Here is a 25,839-nt window from a genome sequence, read left to right on the forward strand (position 1 = left end):
CCCCTCGCCACAGGGTATGGGGTGATCGCCATAGAGGGTTCACAGCTATTGCTGGTAAGCCTCCAGCGCTTCCTCAGCCAGGATGCGGATGTTGCGCCGCTCCATGGCGATCAGGCCGCCGTCCACCAATCGATGAAGAATGCGTGAGAACGTTTCCGGCTGGATCCCCAGCTTGGACGCCACCAGGCGCTTGGACACCTGGAGCACCACCTGGCCGTCCCGTGGGTCGCGTTCCTGCAACAGAAAGTTGATGACCCGCCGGCTGGCGCTGGCCAGGGTCAGGTTGTCGATGTCCTTGAGGCGCTGGTGCAGGTGGATGCTCATGCTCGCCAGGATCGCCAGGCAGACCTTGGGCTGGTCTTCCAGGGCCTTGCGGTAATGGGTGCCTTCGATGCTCACCAGCACGCTGTCCTTGATCGCCGACGCGCTCACCGGGTAGCAGCGGGCCTGGCTGAACAACAGGGCTTCGGCGAAGGTCTGCCCTGGCTGGATGATTTCCACCAGGTTTTCCTGGCCTTCACCCGTGACCCGAAACAGCTTGACCTGGCCGCTGACCAACAGGAAAAACCGCTTGGCCGGGTCGCCCTGGTGCATGAGCGTGCCGTTGCATTCCAGGCGCTTGAGGACAGCGAGGTTGCAGACGTCTTCGAAGACCCGCTCCGGCAATTGGCTGAACAGGTGATGACGGCGCAACAGTAGAACGATGGAAGGGTGAGTCAGCATGGCATACCTCCGGGTACGAACATGGTAGGGCGCCAGGCACCGCCGGCCTATGCCTCGGCAGGCCTACCTCGGAAGAGGGATGGAGACCGTCAGGTCAGTTCTGCACAACACCTTGTGGCGAGGGAACTTGCTCCCGCTGACGGTGGGTCAGCTTGCATCTGTGCTGAATGTGCCGCCGTCTTCGCGGGCAAGCCCGCTCCCACAGGAGGAATGTGTTGGCCATCTAACCGGCCCCGCGCAGATGCTCCATCGCCCACACCGCGGCTTCGACCCGCGAGCGCAGGCCGAGCTTGTGCAGCAGGTTCTTCACGTGGACCTTGACCGTGCCCTCGGTGATGCCCAGCTTGTGGCCGATCACCTTGTTGCTGTAGCCGGCGGCGATGGTCTTGAGGACCTGGCGTTCGCGGTCGGTCAGTTCCACCTCGGCCTGGCGCGGTGGGGAACGCAGGGCCTGGGCCATGACCCGGGTCAGGCCGGGGCTGATCACCAGCGCGCCGGCGAGGGCATCGCGGATGTACTGGATCAGCAGCTCGGGCTCCATGTCCTTGAGCAGGTAGCCGTTGGCGTCCAGGCGCAGGGCGTCGCGGATGTCGTCCTCGGCGTCGGAGACGGTGAACAGCAGCACCTTGCCGCTGTAGTGCATGGCCCGCAGCCGCCGCAGGGTCTCGATGCCGTTCATCTGCGGCATGTTGTTGTCCAGCAGCACCAGGTCGGGCTTGAGGGGGTCGATCAGTGTCAGCGCTTCCTCGCCGTGGCTGGCTTCGCCGACGATCTGTAGATCGTCTTCGAGCTCGAGCATCTGGCGGATCCCGCGACGCATCATCGGATGATCGTCGACCAAAAGGAGGGTATGGCGCAGAGGGGCGTTCATGTGGCGATGCCTTCGGTGGGTTGACCCAGGAATTCCGGCTGGAAATGCACCTGGATGCAGGTGCCCTGGGGTGTACGGGAGAAAATCCGGAGTTGGCCACGCAGGCTGCGGGCGCGTTCGTTCATGATGTTCAGGCCATGGTGTTCGCGCTGATCCACCTCGCCACTGAACCCCCGGCCATCGTCTTCGATGGACAGCCGGACGGTCTCGCCTTCCTGGCGCAGTTCGAGCCAGGCGTTCTCGGCGTGGGCGTGGCGCAGGCAGTTCGACAAGGCTTCGCGGGTGATCTGCAGGATGTGGATCTGCTCGCTGGCCGACAGCTCGAAGGCCAGGGGGTCGATGCGCAGGTGCACCTGGAAGTCCCCGCGGTGGGAGAACTCCTCGGCGGTGTCCTTGAGCTCTTCCACCAGGCCGTCGTCGTGAATCTGCAGGCGGAAGGTGGTCAGCAACTCGCGCAACTGGCGATAGGCGTTGTTGAGGCCCTCGCGCAGCTCGGCGGTGACGGTTTCGAGGGTCTGCACCGGTTCGCCCCGACGCAACAGGGTCTGCATGCGGCTGACTTGCAGCTTCATGTACGAGAGGGCCTGGGCGAGGGAGTCGTGCAGTTCGCGAGCGATGATGGTGCGCTCGTCCAGCAGCAGGAGGCGATGGTCCTGTTCACGCTGGCGCTTGAGCGACAGGGTGGTGCCGATCAGGTTCGCCAAGGCCTGGATCAGGGCGCTCTCCCAGGGTTGCGCCGCGTGGCCGTCGACGAAATGGGCCTTGAGTTCGCCCAGGTCGTTGCCCTGGTTGCTGATGCTGAAGGTCAGCGGCCGGCCGCTCTGGTGTTGTTCGCACGTGGCGCAGTCACTGCTGGCACAGACCTGGCGACCGTTGGCGCCGTGCAGGGCCAGCAACTGGCGGGCCGGTGCCTGCAATTGCCCTTGCAGGCACAGCGACAGACGCAGCCCCGGCAGCCGTTGCTGGAAGCGCCGGATCAACTCATCGAGCCCTTCTGCGTTGGCCTGCCGCGTGGCGAGGCTGCGGCTGCTCTGGTACAGCAGCTCCAGGGCGGCGTTGGCCTGTTGCAGGTTGAGGGTCTTCTGTTGGACCTGGTTTTCCAGGGTGCGGTGCGATTGCTCGATGGTCTCGGCCATGGTGTTGAAACTGGTCGCCAACTGGCCCAGCTCATCCTCGGACTGATGGTTGACCCGCACCTGGAACTCGCCCCGGCGAAAACGCTGGGTGGCGTCCACCAGTTCCTGCAACGGCGTGACCACGCCGTACTGCAACTCATACAGGCCGATCAACAGGATGATCATGGTGCTGAACAGCGCCACGCCCTGGATCGTCTGCTGCCAACCCTGCTTGTGTTCGCTCTGGCGTTGCAGCAGCGTGACGAACTGGTCCAGTTGTTCGACGAAGGAGCTGGCGCTGGCCTGGAAGAACGCCGCGTCGCCGCGCTCGATGGCGGGGCGCAGGGTCTGGTTCCAGCGTTGTTGCAGGTCGCGATAACTGCGATGCAGGGACGTGGCTGGTCCGTCTTCCAGCACGACGCGCAGGGCAGGGCTGTCCAGGCGCTGTTGCAGGCTGTCGACGATGGCCGGAATGTCCTCGCTGGCACCGGCCGCCAGCTTCCAGCTCAGGTGGTAGGTCTCCATGCGCACGGAGCCGGCGGTGTTGATGGCGGCAGCATCGCCCTGGCTGAACCAGGCGATCAACCCGGCGCTCAGGGAACTGGCCAGGGCGAGGACAGCGATCAGGATCACGGCGAGCCCGGCGCGAGCGGGCAGGGAACTGCGCAGCCAGCGCATCATGACCGCTGGCCTTGCAGGAAAAACTGAAACCCGGACATGGGAAGGCGCCTGGACCTTGGGGTATGGCAGCCGATCCTGGGTGCACTACCTCTAAAGAGTTGTCGGCCGCTGCGCTTCCATAAAAATCCCGGCCAATCTGTTCAAGATATTGATAAACAAAGGGTTCCAGCAATATCCAGGTCTACCTCCTTGGAGGTAGGCCGGCCAAGGATAGGCCAGTACCCCCAGGAAGCTCTTTGATCCACGTCAAGTTTTTACCGGGTTCGCATCACTAGGCTGCGCTCAACGAAATGACGGGAGTGCATCGCGATGCGAGCGCAAGTGCAACAAGGGCTGGTACTAGGGATGAGTACCTTGGCCTTCACCGTGTGCTTCATGGTCTGGATGATGTTTGCCGTGCTGGGCGTTCCGATCAAGGAAATGCTCACCCTCAACGAGACCCAATTCGGCCTGCTGGCCGCCACGCCGGTGTTGACCGGTTCCCTGGTGCGGTTGCCCTTGGGGCTGCTGACCGACCGTTTCGGCGGACGCATCGTGTTCTTCTTGTTGATGCTGTCCTGCGTGCTGCCGCTGTACCTGATCACTCTGGCGACCCAGTTCTGGCAATTCCTGGTACTGGGCCTGTTCGTCGGCCTGGCCGGCGGTTCGTTTTCGGTCGGCATCGCCTACGTCGCCAAATGGTTCGACAAACAGAACCAAGGTTTCGCCATGGGCGTGTTCGGTGCCGGCAACGCCGGGTCCGCGCTCACCAAGTTCCTGGCCCCGGCGCTGATCGCCCTGGGCACCTGGCACCTGGTGCCCAAGGTGTTCAGCGCCATCCTGTTCATCACCGCGCTGCTGTTCTGGTTCCTCACCGCCGAGAAAAAGGAGCACCGCAGCGTCAGTAGCACAAGCCTGCGCGAGCAACTCAAGGCATTGAAAGAGCCCGCCGTGTGGCGCTACTGCCAGTACTACTCAATCGTGTTCGGCGGCTACGTGGCCCTGGCCCTGTGGATGACCAAGTACTACGTGCAGGAGTACGGCTTCAGCCTGCAAAGCGCGGCACTGCTGGCGGCCTGCTTCTCCCTGCCCGGCGGCGTGCTGCGGGCCGTCGGCGGCTGGATGTCGGACCGCTGGGGCGCCCAGAGCGTGACCTGGTGGGTGCTGTGGGTCAGCTGGATCTGCCTGTTCCTGCTGTCGTACCCGCAGACACAACTGCAAGTACAGACCGTCAACGGCATCGTCGATTTCCACATCGGCCTCAACGCCACGCTGTTCACCGTGCTGCTGTTCGTGATGGGCATCGCCTTCGCGTTCGGCAAGGCCTCGGTCTTCAAGTACATCGCCAACGACTACCCGACCAACATGGGCGCGGTGTCCGGCATCGTCGGCCTGGCCGGCGGCCTGGGCGGGTTCGTGCTGCCGATCCTGTTTGGTGCCCTGGTGGACCTCACCGGCGTGCGCTCGTCCTGCTTCATGTTGCTGTACGGCGTGGTCTGGGTCTCGCTGATCTGGATGTACGTCTGCGAAATCCGCAAGCGCCCGCTGCTGGGCAAGTCGCCCGCCGCCAGCCAACCCCCGTTTTCCAGCATTGCCCAAGGAGAAGAACATGTCCGTTCTGCAAACGCCTGACAAAGGCCCGGTCATTCATGACTGGCGCCCGGAAGACCCTGCATTCTGGGGGCGCAGCGGCAAACAGACCGCTCGGCGCAACCTGTGGATCTCGATCCCGGCGCTGTTGCTCGCCTTCGCGGTGTGGATGGTCTGGAGCACGGTGATCGTGCGCCTGAACGCCATCGGCTTCAGCTTCAGCACCGACCAGTTGTTCTGGCTGGCCGCCTTGCCGGGGCTGTCGGGGGCAACCTTGCGGGTGTTCTACTCGTTCATGGTGCCGATCTTCGGCGGTCGCCGCTGGACCGCGCTGAGCACGGCCTCGCTGCTGGTGCCCGCGCTGTGGATGGGCTTCGCCGTGCAGGATCCGAGCACACCCTACAACGTGTTCGTGCTGATCGCCTTGCTCTGCGGTTTCGGCGGCGGCAACTTCGCCTCGAGCATGTCCAACATCAGCTTCTTCTACCCCAAGTCCCAGCAGGGCACTGCCCTGGGCCTGAACGCCGGGTTGGGCAACCTGGGTGTGTCGGTGATGCAGTTCAGCGTGCCGCTGGTGATTTCCTTCGGCGTGTTCGGCTTCCTCGGCGGCCAGCCGCAGGTGCTGGCCGATGGCAGCTCGCTGTGGTTGCAGAACGCCGGTTTCATCTGGGTGCCGTTCATCCTCGCCGTGACCGTGATCGCCTGGTTCGGCATGAACGACCTGTCCAGCGCCCGTGCCTCGTTCAGCGAGCAGGCGGTGATCTTCAAGCGCAAGCACAACTGGCTGATGTGCTGGCTGTACCTGGCCACCTTCGGTTCGTTCATCGGTTTCTCCGCCGCGTTCCCACTGCTGATCAAGACCTCGTTCCCGGACGTCATCGCCCTGAAGTTCGCTTTCCTGGGCCCATTGGTGGGCGCGCTGGTGCGGCCGCTGGGTGGCTGGCTGGCCGACAAACTCGGGGGCGCGAAGGTGACCCTGTGGAACTTCGTGCTGATGATCGTGATGGTGTTCGGCGTCATGCACTTCCTGCCACAAGGCGGCCAGGGCGGCAGCTTCTACGGCTTCCTGGGGATGTTCATGCTGCTGTTCATCACCACCGGCGTGGGCAACGGCTCCACCTTCCGCATGATCCCGGTGATCTTCCGCACCCTGCACGAAAAGGCCGCCCTGGGCAAAAAGCCCGAGCTGCGTGAGCAGGCGCTCAAGGACGCTGGCAAGGAGTCGGCAGCGGTGCTCGGTTTCAGCTCGGCCATGGGCGCCTTCGGTGCGTTCTTCATTCCCAAGTCCTTCGGCACTTCGATGGCCCTGACCGGCGGCCCGGAGATGGCCTTCTACATGTTCGTCGGCTTCTACCTGAGCTGCATCGTGGTGACCTGGTGGTGGTACGCGCGCAAGGGTGCCGCGACCCCCTGCTAAGACGAATTCAACTGTTGCGTGGGCGGGGCGCAGACCCCGCGGAGCAAGCCTGAGAGGAAAGACACTGTGAGTCATTTACTGGATCAACTGCGGTTCTTCAACCGCAAGCAAGGCGAGTTTTCCGAGGGGCACGGCGAGACCCGCAAGGAGTCTCGGGACTGGGAGAACGTCTACCGTTCCCGCTGGCAGTACGACAAGATCGTGCGTTCTACCCACGGGGTGAACTGCACCGGTTCGTGCTCGTGGAAAATCTACGTCAAGAACGGCCTGATCACCTGGGAAACCCAGCAGACCGACTACCCGCGCACCCGCAACGACCTGCCCAACCATGAGCCGCGCGGCTGCCCGCGTGGGGCGAGCTACAGCTGGTACATCTACAGCGCCAACCGCCTCAAGTACCCGAAGATCCGCAAGCCGCTGCTCAAGCTGTGGCGCCAGGCTCGGCAGACCCTGCCGCCGGTGGAAGCCTGGGCCAGCATCGTCGAGAACAAGGCCAAGGCCGACTCCTACAAGAGCAAGCGCGGCATGGGGGGCTTCATCCGTTCCAACTGGGAGGAAGTCAACGAGATCATCGCCGCCGCTAACGTCTACACCATCAAGCAACATGGCCCGGACCGGGTCGTGGGCTTCTCGCCGATCCCGGCGATGTCGATGGTCAGCTACGCCGCCGGCTCGCGTTACCTGTCGCTGATCGGTGGCGTGTGCCTGAGCTTCTATGACTGGTACTGCGACTTGCCGCCTGCCTCGCCGATGGTCTGGGGCGAGCAGACCGACGTGCCGGAATCGGCCGACTGGTACAACTCCAACTACATCATTGCCTGGGGCTCCAACGTCCCGCAGACCCGCACCCCCGACGCACACTTCTTTACCGAGGTGCGCTACAAGGGCACCAAGACCGTGGCGATCACCCCGGACTATTCGGAAGTCGCCAAGCTCACCGACCTGTGGCTCAACCCCAAGCAGGGCACCGACGCCGCGCTGGCCCAAGCCTTTAACCATGTGATCTTCAAAGAGTTTCACCTGGACAAGCCGAGCGCCTATTTCACCGACTACGCCAAGCGCTACACCGACTTGCCGGTGCTGGTGATGCTCAAGCCGATGCTCGGCGCCGCTCCGGGATCGGGTTACCAGCCCGATCGCTTCCTGCGCGCCAGCGACCTGACCGACAACCTCGGCCAGGACAACAACCCCGAGTGGAAAACCATCGCCCTGGATGCGGCCGGCGAGCTGGTGTCGCCCCAAGGCGCCATCGGCTATCGCTGGGGCGAGAAGGGCAAGTGGAACATCCTGCCGCGCGAAGGCGGCCAAGGGCGTGAGATCGACCTCAAGTTGAGCCTGATCGGCGGCGACGTCGCCGAAGTGGCGTTCCCGTACTTTGCCGGTGAAACCCAGGAGCACTTCCAGCACGTGGCCGGTGACGCGGTGCAGTTCCGCCGGGTGCCGGTGCACAGCGTGGTGCTGGCCGACGGCAGTGTGGCGAAAGTGGCCACCGTGTTCGACCTGTCGGCGGCCAACCTGGCCATCGACCGTGGCCTGGGCGGCGCCAACGTTGCCAAGGACTACGACGACGCCTCGGTGCCCGGCACCCCGGCCTGGCAGGAGCAGATCACTGGCGTGAGCCGCGAGAAGGCGATCCAGATCGCCCGCGAGTTCGCCGACAACGCCGACAAGACCCGTGGACGCTCGATGATCATCGTCGGGGCGGCGATGAACCACTGGTACCACATGGACATGAACTACCGCGGGCTGATCAACATGCTCATGCTCTGCGGTTGCATCGGCCAGACCGGCGGTGGCTGGGCCCACTACGTTGGCCAGGAAAAACTCCGTCCGCAGTGCGGCTGGCTGCCCCTGGCTTTCGGCCTGGACTGGAACCGTCCTTCGCGGCAGATGAACGGCACCAGCTTCTTCTACGGCCACAGCTCCCAATGGCGCCACGAGAAAATGAGCATGCACGATGTGCTCTCGCCATTGGCCGACAAGTCGCAGTTCCCCGAACACGCCCTGGATTACAACATCCGCGCCGAACGGGCCGGGTGGCTGCCCAGCGCGCCACAACTCAACACCAACCCGCTGCACATCTGCCGCGATGCCGCGGCCGCGGGCCTGGAACCCAAGGACTACGTGGTCAAGTCCTGGCAGGACGGTTCGCTGCGCTTCGCCTGCGAGCAACCCGACAACCCGGTGAACTTCCCGCGCAACATGTTCATCTGGCGCTCCAACCTGCTGGGCTCCTCGGGCAAGGGCCATGAGTACATGCTCAAGTACCTGCTGGGTACCAAGAACGGCGTGATGAACGAAGACATCGGCCAGGTCGGTGACTGCAAGCCGACCGAGGCCGAATGGGTCGACGAAGGCGCCATCGGCAAGCTCGACCTGGTGACCACCCTGGACTTCCGCATGTCCTCGACCTGCGTGTATTCGGACATCGTCTTGCCGACCGCCACCTGGTACGAAAAAGACGACATGAACACCTCCGACATGCACCCGTTCATCCACCCACTGTCGGCGGCCATCGATCCTGCGTGGGAATCGCGTTCGGACTGGGAAATCTACAAGGGCATCGCCAAGGCGTTCTCGGCCATGGCGGTCGGCCACCTGGGCGTGGAAAAAGACCTGGTCACCGTACCGCTGATGCACGACAGCGTCGGCGAACTGGCCCAGCCGTTTGGCGGCACCGACTGGAAAACCGCCGGCGAGGCGCCACAACCGGGCAAGAACGCACCGAACCTGCAAGTGGTGGAGCGCGACTACCCCAACATCTACAAGCAGTTCACTTCCCTGGGCCCGATGCTCGAGAAGCTCGGCAACGGCGGCAAGGGCATCAACTGGAACACCGAGGCCGAGGTGAAATTCCTTGGCGAACTGAACCACCACGAGGTCGAAGCTGGCATCAGCCAGGGCCGGCCAAAAATCGACAGCGCGATTGACGCCGCCGAAGTGATCCTGTCCCTGGCCCCGGAAACCAATGGCCACGTGGCGGTCAAGGCCTGGGCGGCCTTGTCGGAGTTCACCGGCATCGACCACAGCCACCTGGCCGTGCCCAAGGAACACGAGGCCATTCGCTTCCGTGACATCCAGGCCCAGCCGCGCAAGATCATTTCAAGCCCGACCTGGTCCGGCCTGGAAGACGATCACGTCAGCTACAACGCCGGCTACACCAACGTCCATGAGTCGATCCCATGGCGCACCATCACCGGCCGCCAGCAGTTCTACCAGGATCACCCTTGGATGCAGGCGTTCGGCGAGCAACTGATGAGCTACCGGCCACCGGTCAACACCCGCACCATCGACGTGGTCAAGGGCAAGCGCAGCAACGGCGAGACCGAGATCGTCCTGAACTGGATCACCCCGCACCAGAAATGGGGCATCCACAGCACCTACACCGACAACCTGCTGATGCTCACCTTGAGCCGTGGCGGCCCGATCATCTGGCTCTCCGAGATCGACGCCCGGCGCGCCGGCATCGAGGACAACGACTGGGTCGAGTGCTTCAACGCCAACGGCGCGCTGACCGCCCGCGCGGTGGTCAGCCAGCGGGTCAAGGAGGGCATGGTGATGATGTACCACGCCCAGGAACGGATCGTGAACGTGCCCGGCTCGGAAACCACCAAGACCCGCGGCGGCCACCACAACTCGGTGACCCGCGTGGTGCTCAAGCCCACCCACATGATCGGTGGCTACGCCCAGCAGGCCTACGGCTTCAACTATTACGGCACGGTCGGTTGCAACCGCGATGAATTCGTCGTGGTGCGCAAGATGGCCAAGGTCGACTGGCTCGACGGTTCCAGCGGCGATGACCTGCCGCGTCCCCTGCCGACTGAGCTGGATTGAGGAGATTGAAATGAAAATTCGTTCACAGATCGGCATGGTCCTGAACCTGGACAAGTGCATCGGTTGCCACACCTGTTCGATCACCTGCAAGAACGTCTGGACCAGCCGCGAAGGCATGGAATACGCCTGGTTCAACAACGTCGAGACCAAACCCGGGATCGGCTACCCCAAGGAATGGGAAAACCAGGACAAGTGGAAGGGCGGCTGGATCCGTAACGCCGACGGCTCGATCAACCCACGCATCGGCGGCAAGTTCCGCGTGTTGGCGAACATCTTCGCCAACCCGGACCTGCCGAGCCTGGACGACTACTACGAACCGTTCGACTTCGACTACCAGCACCTGCACACCGCTCCGCTGGGCGAGCACCAGCCTGTTGCGCGGCCGCGTTCGGTGGTGTCCGGCAAACGCATGGAGAAGATCGAGTGGGGCCCGAACTGGGAAGAAATTCTCGGTACCGAATTCGCCAAGCGGCGCAAGGACAAGAACTTCGACAAGATCCAGGCGGACATCTACGGCGAGTACGAAAACACCTTCATGATGTACCTGCCGCGCCTGTGCGAGCACTGCCTGAACCCGGCGTGCGCGGCGTCCTGCCCGAGCGGGGCGATCTACAAGCGCGAAGAGGACGGCATCGTCCTGATCGACCAGGAGAAATGCCGCGGCTGGCGCATGTGCATCAGCGGCTGCCCGTACAAGAAGATTTACTTCAACTGGAAGAGCGGCAAGTCGGAAAAATGCATTTTCTGCTACCCGCGCATCGAAGCCGGCATGCCGACTGTCTGCGCTGAAACCTGCGTGGGACGGATCCGCTACCTGGGCGTGCTGCTGTATGACGCCGACCGCATCAGCGAAGTGGCCAGCACCGCCAACGAGCAGGACCTGTACGAGAAACAGCTGGAAATTTTCCTCGACCCGAACGACCCGGCGGTGATCCGCCAGGCCCTGGCCGATGGCGTGCCACAGTCGGTGATCGACTCGGCGCAACGTTCGCCGGTGTACAAGATGGCCGTGGACTGGAAACTCGCGCTGCCGTTGCACCCTGAATACCGCACCCTGCCAATGGTCTGGTACGTGCCGCCGCTGTCGCCGATCCAGAACGCCGCCGCGGCCGGTACCGTCGGCATGAACGGGGTGATCCCGGACGTCGACAGCCTACGCATCCCGCTGCGTTACCTGGCCAACCTGCTGACCGCTGGCGATGAGAAGCCGGTCAAGCTGGCCCTCAAGCGTCTGTTGGCGATGCGTGCCTACAAGCGTTCCGAGCAGGTGGACGGCGTGAAAGACCTGAAAGTGCTGGCCGATGTCGATTTGAGCGTGAACCAGGTGGAAGAGATGTACCGCTACCTGGCCATCGCCAACTACGAAGACCGTTTCGTCGTGCCAAGTGCCCACCGTGAAGACGCGATGAGCGACGCGTTCGCCGAACGCTCCGGTTGCGGTTTCAGTTTCGGCAGCGGTTGCAGCGGCAGTTCCGACACCAACATGTTCGGCGGCAAGAAGGCCAACCGTCGCGACGTGATCAAGACCGTGCAGTTGTGGGAGGACTGACCATGCGCATTCTCAAGGTGATTTCGTTGTTGCTCGACTACCCGACCGAGACCCTGGTGGCCGGTCGCGACGAGCTGGAGGAAGCAATTCTCCAGGCGCGGGAAATCAGTCCCAACCAGCGCGCCGGTCTGTTCGAGCTGCTGGAAGTGATCTGCGCCAAGGACCTGATGGACGGCCAGGAGCACTACGGCGCGCTGTTCGGCCGCGGTCGGTCGCTGTCGTTGCTGCTGTTCGAGCATGTCCATGGCGAGTCCCGCGACCGGGGCCAGGCCATGGTGGACATGATGGCCCAGTACGAAGAGGCCGGTTTCGCCATCGGCGTCAAGGAGCTGCCGGATTATATCCCGCTGTACCTGGAATACCTCTCCACCCGCGAGGACCTCGAGGCCCGCGAGGGGCTGGCCGATGTCGCGCACTTGCTGGCCTTGCTCGCGGCGCGCCTGGAGGAGCGTGAAAGCGCCTATGCCAGTTGCTTCCGGGCCTTGTTGCAAATCGCCGGGGCCGAGCCCCAGGGCGCGGTGGCCGAACTGCGTGAGCAGGTCAAGGCCGAGCCGAGGGATGACTCCCTCGAAGCCCTGGACCGGATCTGGGAGGAAGAGGCGGTGGACTTCCTGAAGGCCGAGCAGCAGGACCGTTGCGGTTCGCTGCCCAGCGCGCCGGGCAAGGCCAGAGAAGAAAGTGCGGTGCCGTTGCACTGGGTGGATTTTCAGCATGAAGGGCAGGCCGTTGCGCCGGCCGGGGAGGTGGGCAATGTCTAAATGGGATCTGTTGTTGTTCGGGGTCTATCCGTATGTCGCCTTGGCGATCTGCCTGATCGGTAGCTGGGCACGGTTCGACCTGTCCCAGTACACCTGGAAGGCCGGTTCCAGCCAGATGCTGAACAAGAGCGGCATGCGCGTGGCCAGCAACCTGTTCCACGTCGGCGTGCTGTTCGTGCTGGCCGGGCATTTCGTCGGCCTGCTGACGCCGGCCGCGATCTACCACCATGTGCTGAGCACCGAGCACAAGCAGTTGCTGGCGATGGTTTCCGGTGGCTTCTTCGGCGTGCTGGGCCTGATCGGCTTGCTGATGCTGCTCAACCGCCGCCTGACCGATCCACGGGTGCGTGCCACGTCCAACACCTCGGACATCCTGGTGTTGGTGGTACTGCTGGTGCAACTGGTGCTGGGCTTGCTGACCATCGTCGCTTCCACCGGCCATATGGACGGTTCGGTAATGGTGATGCTGGCGGACTGGGCACAGAACACCGTGCTGTTGCGTCCGGTGGAAGCCGCGACCTCCATCGCGCCGGTGAGCCTGGTCTACAAGCTCCATGTGGTGCTGGGCCTGACCCTGTTCGTGCTGTTCCCGTTCACCCGTCTGGTGCACATCATCAGTGCGCCGGTCTGGTACCTGGGACGTCGTTATCAAATCGTTCGGCAGAAGTTCTGAGGAGGCGATCATGGCCAGTGGATGCGGATGTGGTGGCGGTAACGGCGGCAGCGGCGGCTGCGGTTCTTCGGCAAAGGCCGCGCCGATGACGGCCTCGGTGGCCGAGGTCGAACCGGTGCAGTACGCACCGGCCCAGGCGGCGCCGGTGGCGGTGGACGAGGCTCCGGCCGAGTTGATCGCCAGCAGTGAACAGGAATGGCCGATCATCAGCGTCAACGGGGTGTCGATCACCCCGCAGGCGATGGCCCAGGAGCTGCAGTATCACCCGGCGGACAGCCGCGAAGAGGCGCTCTACCAGGCGGCGCGGGCCTTGGTGATCCGTGAGTTGCTGCAGCAGCGCATCGCCGAGCTGGGCCTGTCCCTGCAGGTTGGTGCCGGTGAAAACGAAGAGGAAGCGGCGACGCGGCTGTTGCTCGAACAGGAGGTGCAGGTGCCGCATTGTGACGAGGCCACCTGCCTGCGCTATTACGACAGCAATCGGGCGCGCTTTCATAGCGCCCCGTTGCTGGCGGTGCGGCACATCCTGCTCGAATGCGCGCCGGACGATGCCGAGGCTCGCAGCCTCGCCCACGTCCAGGCCGAGCTGCTGCTGGAACGCTTGGATCAGTTCCCAGGCAGCTTTGCCGAGCTGGCCCAGAAGTACTCGGCCTGTCCGTCCAAGGAGCAGGGTGGGTCGCTGGGGCAGACCAGCAAGGGCCAGACGGTGCCTGAGCTGGAGCGCCAGCTGTTTGCCTTGCCGGCGGGGCTGTGTAGCAAGCCGCTGGAAAGTCGCTATGGCTGGCACGTGATCAGTGTCGACCAGCGCATCGACGGCCAGCCGCTGCCGTACGAGGCGGTGGCGACGGCGATCCGTACCCAGTTGCAGCAAGGCGTCTGGCAAAAAGCGCTGGTGCAATACCTGCAGACCCTGATCGGTGCGGCGGACATCCGCGGTATTCGTCTGCAGGGTGCCGATTCGCCGCTGGTGCAGTAGCACCGGGTCAACCAGGGGATAACCATGAACGCCGTGTTGCAGGACGGGTTTGGACGCCAGATCGATTATCTGCGGATGTCGGTGACCGATCGTTGTGATTTTCGCTGTGTGTATTGCATGGCGAAAAACATGACGTTCCTGCCCCGTCAGCAGGTGTTGACCCTGGAGGAGTTGCAGCGCTTGGCGCGGCTGTTCGTGGGGCTGGGGGTGAAGAAGATTCGCCTGACTGGTGGCGAGCCGCTGATCCGTCCGGGAATCGTCGGGCTGTGCCGCGATATCGCGGCCTTGCCCGGCCTGCGTGAGCTGGTGATGACCAGCAACGGCTCGCAGCTGGGGCGACTGGCCCGGCCGTTGGTCGATGCTGGCGTCAAGCGCATGAATATCAGCCTCGACAGCCTGGACGGGGAGCGGTTTCGGGCGATCACCCGCAACGGCAACCTCGACCAGGTGCTGGCCGGGATTGAAGCGGCGAAATCGGCGGGCTTCGAGCGGGTCAAGCTCAACTGCGTGGTGATGAAGGGGCGCAATTTCGACGAGGTGCCTGCGTTGGTGCAGTACGCCATCGACCAACGCATCGACATCAGCTTCATCGAGGAAATGCCGTTGGGGGAGGTGGGGCGTTCCCGGGGCGAGTCGTTCTGTTCCAGCGACGAGGTGCGGGCCGCGATCGCCAGCCGGCATCGCTTGCTCGACAGCGCCGAAAGCAGCGGCGGGCCGGCGCGTTATGTGCGCCTGGAGCGGCATCCGGACACCCGGATCGGCTTCATCTCGCCAAACACCCATAACTTCTGCGCCAGTTGCAACCGCGTGCGCCTGACGGTCGAAGGGCGCTTGCTGCTGTGCCTGGGGCAGGAGGACTCCCTTGACCTGCGCGGCCTGCTACGACGCTATCCGCTGCAAGACCTGCCGCTGATCCAGGCGGTGCAACACGCCTTGCGCGGCAAACCCCAGCGCCACGACTTCAACCCCGGTGGCGAGGTGCAGGTCGTGCGGTTCATGAACATGAGTGGGGGGTGAGGATACTCGTCGCTTGTGCCATCGCCTTCGCGGGCGAGCCCGCTCCCACACGGGATCTTCAGTGAAGTACCTGTGGGAGCGGGCTTGCCCGCGAAGGGGCCGGTACATCCACTGCCTCGCACACTGATTCACCCTCATCGCAAGGCCCCAAAATTGTTCTTCAGGCCTTCTCCCGATTCTTGACATCAATCAATTGCAAACCCACCTTTCACCCGTACCCTTCACTGCATATTGTGGTTTATGAATTAAAAAAGCCTATATGTAGTGTCTGGAGCCCAAATGCAAAGCACATTGATCTCAGTAGGGTGCAACCGCCTGCACAAGCGCGACGGCAGCGTGGTGGCCTTTGACGCGGACAAGATCCGCCAGGCCTTGATCGCCGCCGGCAAGGCCACCGGCGAGTACGCCGAGGCGCAAGCCGAAGGGTTGCTGGAGGCGGTGCTGGCGCGTCTGGAAGGGCAAACGCGACTGAGTGTCGAGCAGATCCAGGACCGGGTCGAGCGGGTGCTCATGGACGCCGGGTTCTTCCTCTCCATGCGCGCCTACATCGTCTATCGCGAGCAGCATGGTCGCCTGCGCCGGGATCGCCGCACGCTGGTGGAAGTCGCCACGTCGATGAACGAATACCTCGACCGCGAAGACTGGCGCGTGCAGGCCAACGCCAACCAGGGCTATTCCCTCGGCGGGCTGATCCTCAATGTGTCGGGCAAGGTCACCGCCAACTACTGGCTCGACGAGGTCTACAGACAAGCCATCGGCCAGGCGCACCGCGAGGCCGACCTGCACATCCACGACCTGGACATGCTCGCCGGCTACTGTGCCGGATGGTCCTTGCGCACGCTGCTGCACGATGGCCTCAACGGCGTGCCGGGGCGGGTCGAGGCCGGGCCGCCCAAGCACCTGAGCAGCGCCCTGGGGCAGATGGTGAATTTCCTCGGCACCTTGCAGAACGAATGGGCCGGCGCCCAGGCGTTCAGCTCGTTCGACACCTACCTGGCACCCTACGTGCGCAAGGACAACCTCAGCTACGATGAGGTCCGCCAGTCGTTGCAGGAATTCATCTACAACCTTAACGTGCCGTCGCGCTGGGGCACGCAGACGCCGTTCACCAACCTGACCTTCGACTGGGTCTGCCCACAAGATCTGCGCGAGCAGATCCCGATCATCGGCGGTGAAGAGATGCCGTTCGCCTATGGCGACCTGCAAGCGGAGATGGAGTTGCTCAACCGCGCCTACATCGAAGTGATGCAGGCCGGCGACGCGAAAGGGCGGGTGTTCACGTTCCCGATCCCGACCTACAACATCACCCATGACTTCCCGTGGGACAGCGAAAACGCCGACCGCCTGTTCGAGATGACCGCACGCTACGGCTTGCCGTACTTCCAGAACTTCCTCAACTCGGACATGCAACCCAACCAGGTGCGGTCGATGTGCTGCCGCTTGCAACTGGACGTGCGCGAGCTGCTCAAGCGCGGTGGCGGCCTGTTCGGTTCGGCGGAGCAGACCGGCTCGCTTGGGGTGGTGACGATCAACTGCGCCCGCCTGGGCTACCTGTACAAGGGCGACACCAGTGCCTTGCTGCAACGCCTCGATGCCCTGATGGAGCTGGCGAAGGAAAGCCTGGAGGTCAAGCGCAAGGTCATCCAGCACCACATGGACGCCGGCCTGTACCCCTACACCAAGCGTTACCTGGGCACCTTGCGCAACCACTTCTCCACCATCGGCGTGAACGGCCTGCACGAAATGCTGCGCAACTTCACCGATGACCAGCAGGGCCTGCACACCGAACAGGGCCGGGCCTTCGCCCTGAGGCTGCTGGACCACGTGCGTGCGACGCTGCTGCGCTTCCAGGAGGAAACCGGCCACCTCTACAACCTGGAGGCCACGCCTGCCGAAGGCACCACGTACCGTTTCGCCAAGGAAGACCTCAAGCGCTACCCCGACATCCTGCAGGCCGGCAGCCCGGTGGCGCCGTACTACACCAACTCTTCGCAACTGCCGGTGGGGTTCACCGACGACCCGTTCGAGGCCCTCGAACTGCAAGACGAACTGCAGTGCAAATACACCGGCGGCACCGTGTTGCACCTGTACATGGCCGAGCAGATCTCCTCCACGCAGGCCTGCAAGCAACTGGTGCGCAAGGCGCTCGGGCGCTTCCGCCTGCCGTACCTGACCATCACGCCGACCTTTTCCATCTGCCCGGTCCACGGTTACCTGGCCGGCGAACACGAGTTCTGTCCCAAATGCGACGAGGCCTTGCTGCTGCAACAGCAACAGGCCGGCAGCGTCCACTGATCCGATCCATCGACCGCAAGGAGCTTTACCATGAATGCATCGAGCACGGCCCCACAGACCCCTGTCGCGCAAGCGCAACGTCAACGTTGTGAAGTCTGGACCCGAGTGATGGGCTATCACCGTCCGGTGGCGGCGTTCAACCCCGGCAAGCAGTCCGAGCATCGCGAGCGGGTGCACTTCACCGAACGCGCGGCCGGGCGTCCATGAGTCGAGTGCTGCGGGTCGGGGGCATGGTGCCCCTGACCACCCTCGATTACCCGGGCCAACTGGCGTGCGTGCTGTTCTGCCAGGGCTGCGCCTGGCGTTGTCGTTATTGCCATAACCCGCAACTGATCCCGCCTCGTGGCAGCGAGGAAGTGGATTGGTGCCGCGTGCTGGCGTTCCTGCAACGCCGCCAGGACCTGCTCGACGCCGTGGTGTTCAGCGGCGGCGAACCGACCTTGCAGGACGGCCTCGCCTCGGCCATGGACGAAGTTCGGCAGATGGGGTTTCGCATCGGCTTGCACAGTGCCGGCATCAAGCCGGCGGCCTTTGCCAAGGTGGTCGGGCAAGCCGACTGGGTGGGGTTCGACATCAAGGCCCTGCCCGAGGATGCCCTGGACGTGACCCGGGTGGAAGGCAGCGGCAGCGCCAACTGGCGCAGCCTCGACCACTTGCTCGAAAGCGGCGTGGATTACGAATGTCGCACCACGGTGCATTGGCACCTGTTCGATCCCGAGCGGCTGCTGACCCTGGCCCGGCGCCTGAGCGAACGTGGCGTCAGGCGCTTTGCCGTGCAGCTGGTACGCACTGCGCGGATGCTCGACCCTCATCTTTCCAGCGTCTCGGCACAAGGCTTGCAACCCGACCTGTGGGCCGCCATGCGCGAATTGTTCCCCTCGTTCGTGTTGCGCAGTTGACCGACCGCTGCAGGGCACGATTCACCGCGGCCCGGAACCACCGGGCCATTCCTTTTTTTGGTTTTCAAATGCGCTGCCAGCCGGCAGGTAGTTGAACAGGGAGCATTTGACATGACCAGACTCACCACCGCCCAACGCATCGTGATCGGCTTTGCCATCGCGCCATTGGCCTTGATCGCCCTGGCGCTGTACGCCTTGAACGACCTGGCGATGCTGCGCGACCAGTCCGAGCAGATCGTGCGACAGGATTGGCCGAAGATCGACCCGATCATGGTCATCGCCACCGGTGTGCGCGATAACGCCAGGAACACCCGTGACTTGTTGATCGACAAGGACAATGGGCAAGTCCAGCAGTCCATCGACGCCACCCGGCAACGCATCACCCAGGCCTTTGCCACCCTCGAACCGTTGTTCGACCAGCCCGAAGGCCAGGCGGCATACGCGCAGTTGAAGAAGCGCCGCGAGGCCTACGTCGCCGCATTCGTCCAGGTGCAGGCGTTGATCCGCCAGGGCGCGACGGATGAGGCGATGAAGCAACTCAAGCAAGGCGTGATCCCGGCGGAGCAGGAGGTGTACAAGAGCCTCGAAGGGATCATGGCGATGCAGGGCAAGGTCTTTGTCGAGCGCGAACGCCAGGCCCAGGCGCGCTACAGCGACGCGCGGCGCAACATGCTGGCGTTGGTTCTGGCGTGTTTGGCGGTGGTCGCCAGTGTCGCGATCCTGGTGACCCGCAGCGTGACGCGGCCCTTGGGCGGGGAGCCCGACGATGCGGCGCGGGTGCTGAGCCACATCGCCCAGGGCGACCTGACGATCCGGGTGCCGGTGGGCGTCGGCGCCAACGACAGCGTGATGAACCACATGCACGACATGCAACAGAGCCTCAACAGCATGGTCCGGCACATCGCGGCGTCGGTGGACCGGGTGGCCAGTTCCTCGGAAGAGTTGAGTGCCGTGAGCAGCCAGACCAACAGCACCTTGCAGTTGCAGGGCCAGGAAATCGAACAGGCCGCGGCGGCGGTGAACCAGATGACCGCCGCCGTGGACGAGGTGGCGCGCAACGCGGTGAGCACCAGCGAAGCTTCGCGGGTGTCGGAGCGCACCGCCCAGCGCGGCCGCGAGCAAGTCCAGGAAACGGTCGCCTCCATCACTGCGCTGGCGGACGGCGTGACGGACACCTCCGGGCGGATCCAGCAACTGGCCGGGCGGGTCCAGGACATCAGTTCGGTGCTGGACGTGATCCGCAACGTGGCCGAGCAGACCAACCTGCTGGCACTGAACGCCGCCATTGAAGCGGCTCGGGCCGGGGATGCCGGCCGCGGCTTTGCCGTGGTGGCCGACGAGGTCCGGGCGCTGGCCCATCGTACCCAGGATTCAACCCGGGAAATCGAGGACATGATCGGCAATATCCGCGAGGACAGCGGGCACGCGGTGACGGCCATGCAACACAACAGCGAGCTGGTGCAGACCACGCTGCAAGTGGCCCAACGTTCCGGCGAGGCCCTGGATGAAATCGCTCGCTCGATCTCGCAGATCAACGAGCGCAACCTGATGATCGCCAGCGCCACGGAACAGCAGGCCCTGGTGGCCCGCGAGGTGGACCGCAACCTGGTGGGCATCCGCAACCTGTCCGAGCAGGTGCTGCTCGGCGCCCGGCACACCGACAGCGCAGGCCAGGACCTGGCCCAGATGGCCGGCTCACTGCATCAGACGGTGGCGCGCTTCAAGGTGTAGCAGGGTGGGGCATTACGGCCCCTCGGTGGGAGCATGCTTTCAGTGACCTATGCATCACCGACACACTGCGGACACCCTGTGGGAGCGGGCTTGCCCGCGAAAGCGGTCTCTCAGTTGCCTATGCACCACTGACACACTGCATTCGCGAGCAAGCCCGCTCCCACAGGGTTTGTATCACCACCCCCAAAACTGCAACCACCAGCCATAGCCCACCAACCCGCTGGCCAATGCCAGGCAGGTCATGGCGGGCCATCGTCGAGGTGAGGGCGTCGATTCCAGGCGTTTGCAACCCAGCCACAGGCTCCAGGCGATCGCCGCCAGTAAAAGCGCGGCCCGCGCCGGCTGCACCCATTCGAGCAACAGCCCTTCATAGCGCAGCAGCTTCACCGTGGTGGCCGACAGACCGAGGAACAGGCCTGCACCACCGAGAGGCGTCAGGGTGATGGCCAGGGGCCAATATTGTGCGGAATCCCCCGAGAACCACGCGGCCAGGCGCATCAACAGCGTCAGCGACGTGCCGATCACCAGCGCACTCATGCCCAGGTACGCGACGATGCAGAAGCCGTCGAGCCAACTGAAGCTGTCGTTGAGTTGAGGGTAGTGGGTCAGCAGCCACCAGGGCGCGTTGTCCCGCAGTGGCCAGGTCAGATCATGGCTGACCAGCCATTCGGCCAAGTGTTGCTTGAGGGCTATGAACCAGGGACTGACGGTCCACTGGAAGGCGCCCATCGCCAGGCCGATGACGCCGAACAACAACAGGCGTGGTTCCCATGGCGAGAGCGTGTCGGCCGTTGAGTGGAGGATTTCCTCGTTGCTGGAGCGGGCAATCAGGCGCACCGCGTCGCGTTGGCCGCTGCAACGCCCACAGGCATGGCAATCGGCGGCGCCGCGCAGGCGGCGGATGTCCAGCAGTGGTGCGCAATTGGGCGGCGGACGGCGCGGCGCTGGGTTCTCCAGCCAGCGTTGCTCGTTCACCTGGAAATGCAGCGGTGCCAGGCGCGCGAGCAGGGCGAAGACGCCACTGACCGGGCACAGATAGCGGCACCACACGCGCTTGCTTCGGGCAAACAGCAGCCCGACGATCACCGCCGCGACGGTCGAGCCGCCGAGAATCAACAGCGCCGCCTGGGCGTAATCATAGACGCTGATCAGTTGCCCGTAGACCGTGGTCAGGCAGAACGCCAGGGTCGGCCAGCCGGCCCAGCGCAACGCCCGTGGCGTGCCCAGGCCCTTGCCGTACTGACTGGCCCATTCGCTCAAGGCTCCCTCGGGGCACAGCACGCCGCACCAGAGCCGGCCGAACAGCACGATCGACAACAACACAAACGGCCACCACAGCCCCCAGAACAGGAACTGCGCCACCAGCGTGAGGTTATCGAACAGGCGCGCCTGGCTGCCGGGCAAGGGCGAGAAGGCGGGCACCACCAGCAACACCGCGTAGAACAGCACCACTGCCCATTGCACTGCGCGAATCGTTGCCCCATGGCGCCGCATGCCGTCGCCGAGGCGCTGGAGCCAGGGGTTTACGTCGGGCATGGAAGGCCGTCCGCTTTGCGTGGCCGCAACCAACCGGCGACGAGGCCCCAGTAACCCAGCCACGCCAACAAGGTCAGCGCGCTGGGGCTGGCCCGGTAGCCGGTAAAATCAGCGAGGAAGCCACCCAGGCCGTGCCCGTCGTCCAGCAGCGCACTGCTGTCCCAGAGCGCGTCGCCAATGCCGCGATACACCGCCTCGGGCCAGTCCATTGCGAGCAATTGCCCGCCCACGCGCTCGATGCCGCTGACCAGCAGCGCCGCGCCCAGCAGCAACAGAATCGCTTCGCTGATGGCAAAGAACCTCGACCATGAAATGAACCGGCGGCTGCCGTGCAACAACGAGACGGTCAGCAGCGCCAGCGCCAGGCCCGCCACTGCGCCAACGGCGAACAGGCCCAGCGACGGCCCTTGCAGGCGGGCGCCGGCGCCATACAGGAACACCACCGTTTCGCTGCCCTCGCGGCTGACCGCCAGCAACGCCAGCATCAGCAACCCCAGCCCACCCTGGCGCCCCAGGCGTTGGTCGGCGTGGCGCGTGAGGTCACGCTTGAGCATCGGCCCATGGCGATGCATCCAACCGACCATCTGCACGATCAGCCCGCTGGCGAGCAACGCCAGGGCCGCCTGGAACCATTCGTTGGCCGCGCCGCTCATGGCTTCGCCCGCCAGCATGATCAGCCCGGCCAGCACACCGGACAGCAGCAGGCCCAGCCCGGCGCCGCCCCACACGTAGCGCAGTAACGACCTGGCCTGGCGTTGCTGGCTGACCCAGGCCTGGAGAATGCCGATCACCAGCAACGCCTCGACGCTTTCGCGCCAGACAATAAACATCGATTGAGTCATGCACGTGTCTCCTGCGGGCGACTACTGGGCGAGAATCCCGCCCTCGGGCAGTTGCGGATTGAACTCGTCGAAAAACGGATAGTGCCCCGGCCGCAGGGGATGGATCACCACGAAGGTAGTGACGCCCGGCGACAGCACTTTTTCCACCCGCAGCGGCGTGCTCTCGAATTCCGCCGGGCCCTGGCCCACGTTCTTCAACACGATCTTGAAGCGCTGTCCGGCCGGCACTTGCAGCACTGGCGGGGTGAAATGGCCGTCACGCATGCTCAGCTCGTAGGTGGGCAACTCGGCATGGGCGATCGACGGCAGCATCAGGCCCGCCAGCAGCCACCCGGCCAAATGTCGACGGCGGGTGAGTAGCCGTCCGCGGCATGGACGATCCATCTTCAGTACCCGCCTTTTTTACCGATCCCGGCGTAGACGAATTCGTAGTGCAATTCACAGCGCTCGAACCACGGGGCGACACCGGTTTCCTTGTCGGTGTGGCGGCCGAGGGACCCATGGCCGCCCGGCGGCAGGACGGTGAAAGTCAGCTGGTACTTGCCGGGGCCGAGCAGCTTGACGTTGTCGCCATAGTGCGGCCCGTCATTGGCGACCATGGCATGGAAATCACCCTTGAGTTCGGTGTCGTTGCCTTGTTTCTTCAACTGGAACGATACGTTGAGGTAGGGCACGAAACTGCCTTCCTGGAAGCCTTGGTGATTGTCCGCCGTGGCGCGGATGTCGGCCTCCAGGTGGACGTCGGAATCGACGGTCGCGCGCATCATCCCGGCGGGGGCCATTTCAATCGGTTGCAGGTAGACCGCACCGACTTCCAGCCCCGGACACAGTTGCGGTTCGCCGATGGGGTATTCCTTGGCCTGGGCCAACGGTGCGAGAAACAGCAAGGCGAGGGACAGCGGGGCGAGGGTACGCATAGTGACTTCCTGGACGGCGTAAGAGATGAGCGAGTCTAGGAAGCTTTGCTGCGAATAATAATGATTATTGTCAATTTTCAGCGTGATTGTGCGAAGCGGATGCCCGGGCGCTTATTGATCGAAATCAAGGTCGGTCCGGGCCCGAGGCGCTAGGGTGCAGGTACACCCATCTGTCCGCGGGGTCCCCATGGCCAAGCCCTTTCCCCTCAGTCCCAAGCACCCGGAGCGCATCTGCTGGGGCTGCGACCGTTACTGCGCGGCAACGGCCCTGGCCTGTGGCAACGGCGCCGACCGCACCATGCACCCGGCCGAGATGATCGGCGAGGATTGGTACCTGCATGGGGATTGGGGGGTGGAACTGACTGACATCACCGACAAAACCGTGGATGAGTTTGCAAAGCACCCGGAGAAATGAGCTGGCCCCTTGTGGCGAGGGGATAAATCCCCTCGCCACAAGGCCCGCAGGCCTGACTTCCGGTTATAGCTTCGGCAGCTGGCCAACCCGGCCCATCATCTCGGTCACGATCTGCAAATCCAGCAGGAATTGCTCGACCGTCTTGAACTCGTTGTCGTTGTGACCGGTGTACTTGACGTCCGGCATCGCCAGCCCGAATTGCACGCCGTTGGGCAGGTCATGGACCGAGGTGGCGCCGGCGGACGTGCCGTACTTGTGTTCCATGCCAAGGTTTTCACTGGCCACCGCCAGCAACGCCTTGACCCATTCGCCTTCAGGGTTGCGGTACATCGGCTCGTCGATGGAATAGTCGAAGGCCACCGCGACATGGGTCCGCTTGCTCCAGTCGGTCAGCTTGCCGGCGATCTCGCTCTTGAGCGCCTCGGTGGATTTGCCCACCGGCACCCGCAGGTTGACCGCCAGCTTGAAGGTCTTGTCGTCCATCCCGACATAGGTCAGCGACGCCGTCAGCGGGCCCATGAACGCGTCGGAGAAACCGATGCCCAGTTGCTTGCCCAGGTAGTCCAGGCCCCAGTTGTCGGCGGCGTAGCGGGCCGCATCGGTGATGTGGTTGTGCTTGAGCGCGACCTTGCCGTCTAGGCTGTTGATGAAGCCCAGCATCCGCGCGACCGGGTTGACGCCTGATTCGGGCTCGGAGGAATGCGCGGAAACGCCGGTGAAGGTCAACTGCACATCCTTGCCGACGACCTGGCTGGTCACCTCGAAGTTGCCACCATTGCCCTTGGCGTACTCGGTGCCGGCCTTGAGCAGGCTGGCTGCCAATTCGGCGGGTTGGTCGGTGACGAAGGTGGCCACCGACGTCGACGGGATCTGGTTGGTCGCCAGGCCGCCGGTCAATGCGGTGATCTGCGCGCCCTTGCCCTGAGCCTCGCGTCGGGCGAAGTTTGCCATGACGGTGCCGTAGCCTTTCTCGGCAATCACCACGGGGTAGCCGCCATCCAGCGCCAGGTTGTAGTTGGGCGTTGGGTTGTGCTCGAAGTAATAAGGAATTGCGTCGCCGGTGGTTTCCTCGGTGGTGTCCACCAGCAGCTTGAAATGGCGCGCCAGCGGCAGGTTTTCTTCCTTGATGACTTTCATCGCATACAGCGCCACCACGATGCCGTTCTTGTCGTCTTCGGTGCCGCGACCGTACATGCGGTCGCCCACCAGGGTCACCTTGAACGGATCGAGCCGGGTGCCATCTTTCAACACCCAGTTTTCCGGCGTCACCGGCACGACGTCAGCATGGGCGTGGATGCCCACGACCTCGTCGCCGCTGCCTTCGAGGGAAATCTCGTAGACGCGATTGTCGACGTTGCGAAAGTTCAGGTTGAAGGACTGGGCAAGGCTTTTGATCTTCTCGGCGATCTTGAGGAACTCGGGGTTCTCGTGCTGGGCCACGCCTTCCTTGCGGTAGGTCGGGATCGCCACCAGCTCTTTCAGGGTTTCGGTGGCCGCGGCGCCATATTTCACCCGCGCGTAGATACCCAGCAGGCGATGGATTTCGTTCTGTTGTTCGGCTGTCAGGGTTTTGTTGCCGAGGAAGCCGTCGATGGCCGGGGCGAGGCCGGCGGTTTTTGCCGCGTCGCTCTTGCCGACGGTTGCCAGGAATTGACGGAAGTCGGTGACCGAGCTGTCGGAGAAGGTCTTGACGATGGCAGCGCTCTGTTGCGCAGTGATATTGGCGAAGGCAGGGGTGGTGATCGCGGCGAGGCTGGACAGCATCAGGGTGGTCACGGCCAGGTGCTTGAACGAAAAGTCCATTGCTGGGGGCATTCCTTTGCAGGGAGTTGAAGGAAGATGTTTCATTGGCGAAACAACTACGCAACGTAACACTGCAGGTCAGCGGGCGGGGAGTCTATGAGGTGGGATTTGTCGCACACTCAGGCAAAAACGGCGCAGAAATGAAAAACAAGGGTAGGCAGCCCATGTGGGAGCGGGCTTACCCGCGAAGGCGGCGGCACATTCGACATCTGTGTGACAGA

At 63.8% G+C, this 25,839-nt stretch carries 19 protein-coding genes and 1 pseudogene; 12 read left to right on the forward strand and 8 right to left on the reverse strand.

Annotated elements, in window-relative coordinates:
* Positions 1-45 precede the first annotated feature (45 nt).
* The 3 genes from V5F23_RS12320 to V5F23_RS12330 all read right to left on the reverse strand — a co-directional run bounded on the left by V5F23_RS12320 (position 46) and on the right by V5F23_RS12330 (position 3,390).
* Entirely contained in the window at positions 46-723 is a 678-nt protein-coding gene (locus V5F23_RS12320) for a Crp/Fnr family transcriptional regulator (protein ID WP_042729951.1), read from the reverse strand.
* Between the two features lie 223 nt (positions 724-946).
* Complete coding sequence (narL, locus tag V5F23_RS12325) at positions 947-1,594, reverse strand: two-component system response regulator NarL (protein WP_047738021.1); 648 nt, start codon at positions 1,592-1,594, stop codon at positions 947-949.
* Entirely contained in the window at positions 1,591-3,390 is a 1,800-nt protein-coding gene (locus V5F23_RS12330; protein WP_042729949.1) for a HAMP domain-containing protein, read from the reverse strand. Before V5F23_RS12330 ends, narL begins: the two co-directional genes overlap by 4 nt.
* A 309-nt stretch (positions 3,391-3,699) precedes the next feature.
* Between V5F23_RS12330 and V5F23_RS12335 the strand changes: the two genes are divergently transcribed.
* From V5F23_RS12335 to V5F23_RS12385, 11 genes and pseudogenes are all read left to right on the forward strand, one after another.
* Positions 3,700-5,001: a nitrate/nitrite transporter gene (locus tag V5F23_RS12335; RefSeq protein WP_047738023.1), complete on the forward strand. Its 1,302-nt coding sequence runs from the start codon at positions 3,700-3,702 to the stop codon at positions 4,999-5,001.
* Positions 4,979-6,376, forward strand: a complete 1,398-nt coding sequence (locus V5F23_RS12340; RefSeq protein ID WP_042729947.1) for a NarK family nitrate/nitrite MFS transporter — start codon at positions 4,979-4,981, stop codon at positions 6,374-6,376. The genes V5F23_RS12335 and V5F23_RS12340 overlap by 23 nt, the downstream gene beginning before the upstream one ends.
* Before the next feature lie 66 nt (positions 6,377-6,442).
* The gene (locus V5F23_RS12345) at positions 6,443-10,210 is read left to right on the forward strand and encodes a nitrate reductase subunit alpha (protein WP_047738026.1); all 3,768 of its coding nucleotides are present in this window, start codon (positions 6,443-6,445) and stop codon (positions 10,208-10,210) included.
* A 10-nt stretch (positions 10,211-10,220) separates the two neighbouring features.
* Positions 10,221-11,759, forward strand: coding sequence for a nitrate reductase subunit beta (gene narH, locus V5F23_RS12350; RefSeq protein WP_042732204.1), 1,539 nt, complete (start codon positions 10,221-10,223; stop codon positions 11,757-11,759).
* Positions 11,760-11,761: 2 nt separating this feature from the next.
* Entirely contained in the window at positions 11,762-12,517 is a 756-nt protein-coding gene (gene narJ / locus V5F23_RS12355; protein WP_047738027.1) for a nitrate reductase molybdenum cofactor assembly chaperone, read from the forward strand.
* Positions 12,510-13,190 (forward strand): respiratory nitrate reductase subunit gamma, encoded by a 681-nt coding sequence (gene narI, locus V5F23_RS12360; protein WP_042732202.1) that lies wholly within the window; start codon positions 12,510-12,512, stop codon positions 13,188-13,190. Before narJ ends, narI begins: the two co-directional genes overlap by 8 nt.
* A gap of 10 nt (positions 13,191-13,200) precedes the next feature.
* Positions 13,201-14,163 (forward strand): peptidylprolyl isomerase, encoded by a 963-nt coding sequence (locus V5F23_RS12365; RefSeq protein ID WP_338498576.1) that lies wholly within the window; start codon positions 13,201-13,203, stop codon positions 14,161-14,163.
* Between the two features lie 24 nt (positions 14,164-14,187).
* A complete protein-coding gene (gene moaA, locus V5F23_RS12370; protein ID WP_042728369.1) occupies positions 14,188-15,180 on the forward strand; it encodes a GTP 3',8-cyclase MoaA in 993 nt (330 codons plus the stop codon).
* Positions 15,181-15,459: 279 nt separating this feature from the next.
* Positions 15,460-17,682 (forward strand): annotated as a pseudogene (locus tag V5F23_RS12375) (ribonucleoside triphosphate reductase).
* On the forward strand, positions 17,679-18,374 hold the full coding sequence (locus V5F23_RS12380; protein ID WP_042728372.1) for an anaerobic ribonucleoside-triphosphate reductase activating protein: 696 nt from the start codon (positions 17,679-17,681) through the stop codon (positions 18,372-18,374). Before V5F23_RS12375 ends, V5F23_RS12380 begins: the two are co-directional and overlap by 4 nt.
* Before the next feature lie 111 nt (positions 18,375-18,485).
* Complete coding sequence (locus tag V5F23_RS12385) at positions 18,486-20,105, forward strand: methyl-accepting chemotaxis protein (RefSeq protein WP_042728373.1); 1,620 nt, start codon at positions 18,486-18,488, stop codon at positions 20,103-20,105.
* A gap of 174 nt (positions 20,106-20,279) precedes the next feature.
* Here V5F23_RS12385 and V5F23_RS12390 read toward each other — a convergent pair whose 3' ends face one another.
* Genes V5F23_RS12390 through V5F23_RS12405 form a run of 4 tightly spaced genes read right to left on the reverse strand, consistent with a single transcriptional unit; the run spans position 20,280 to position 23,400 of the window.
* A complete protein-coding gene (locus V5F23_RS12390; protein ID WP_042728374.1) occupies positions 20,280-21,641 on the reverse strand; it encodes a 4Fe-4S binding protein in 1,362 nt (453 codons plus the stop codon).
* Positions 21,629-22,483: an FTR1 family protein gene (locus V5F23_RS12395; protein WP_338498581.1), complete on the reverse strand. Its 855-nt coding sequence runs from the start codon at positions 22,481-22,483 to the stop codon at positions 21,629-21,631. Before V5F23_RS12395 ends, V5F23_RS12390 begins: the two co-directional genes overlap by 13 nt.
* A 21-nt stretch (positions 22,484-22,504) precedes the next feature.
* Complete coding sequence (locus V5F23_RS12400; RefSeq protein ID WP_042728376.1) at positions 22,505-22,867, reverse strand: cupredoxin domain-containing protein; 363 nt, start codon at positions 22,865-22,867, stop codon at positions 22,505-22,507.
* Positions 22,868-22,869: 2 nt separating this feature from the next.
* Entirely contained in the window at positions 22,870-23,400 is a 531-nt protein-coding gene (locus tag V5F23_RS12405; protein WP_212803735.1) for an iron transporter, read from the reverse strand.
* A 187-nt stretch (positions 23,401-23,587) separates the two neighbouring features.
* Between V5F23_RS12405 and V5F23_RS12410 the strand changes: the two genes are divergently transcribed.
* A complete protein-coding gene (locus tag V5F23_RS12410; protein ID WP_212803736.1) occupies positions 23,588-23,815 on the forward strand; it encodes a DUF3079 domain-containing protein in 228 nt (75 codons plus the stop codon).
* A gap of 63 nt (positions 23,816-23,878) precedes the next feature.
* On the opposite strand, the gene V5F23_RS12415 is transcribed toward V5F23_RS12410, so the two are convergent.
* Positions 23,879-25,618, reverse strand: a complete 1,740-nt coding sequence (locus V5F23_RS12415) for a dipeptidase (protein ID WP_212803737.1) — start codon at positions 25,616-25,618, stop codon at positions 23,879-23,881.
* Positions 25,619-25,839 lie beyond the last annotated feature (221 nt).

The organism is Pseudomonas sp. WP18 (genome assembly GCF_036689585.1).
GTDB lineage: Bacteria > Pseudomonadota > Gammaproteobacteria > Pseudomonadales > Pseudomonadaceae > Aquipseudomonas > Aquipseudomonas chlororaphis_E.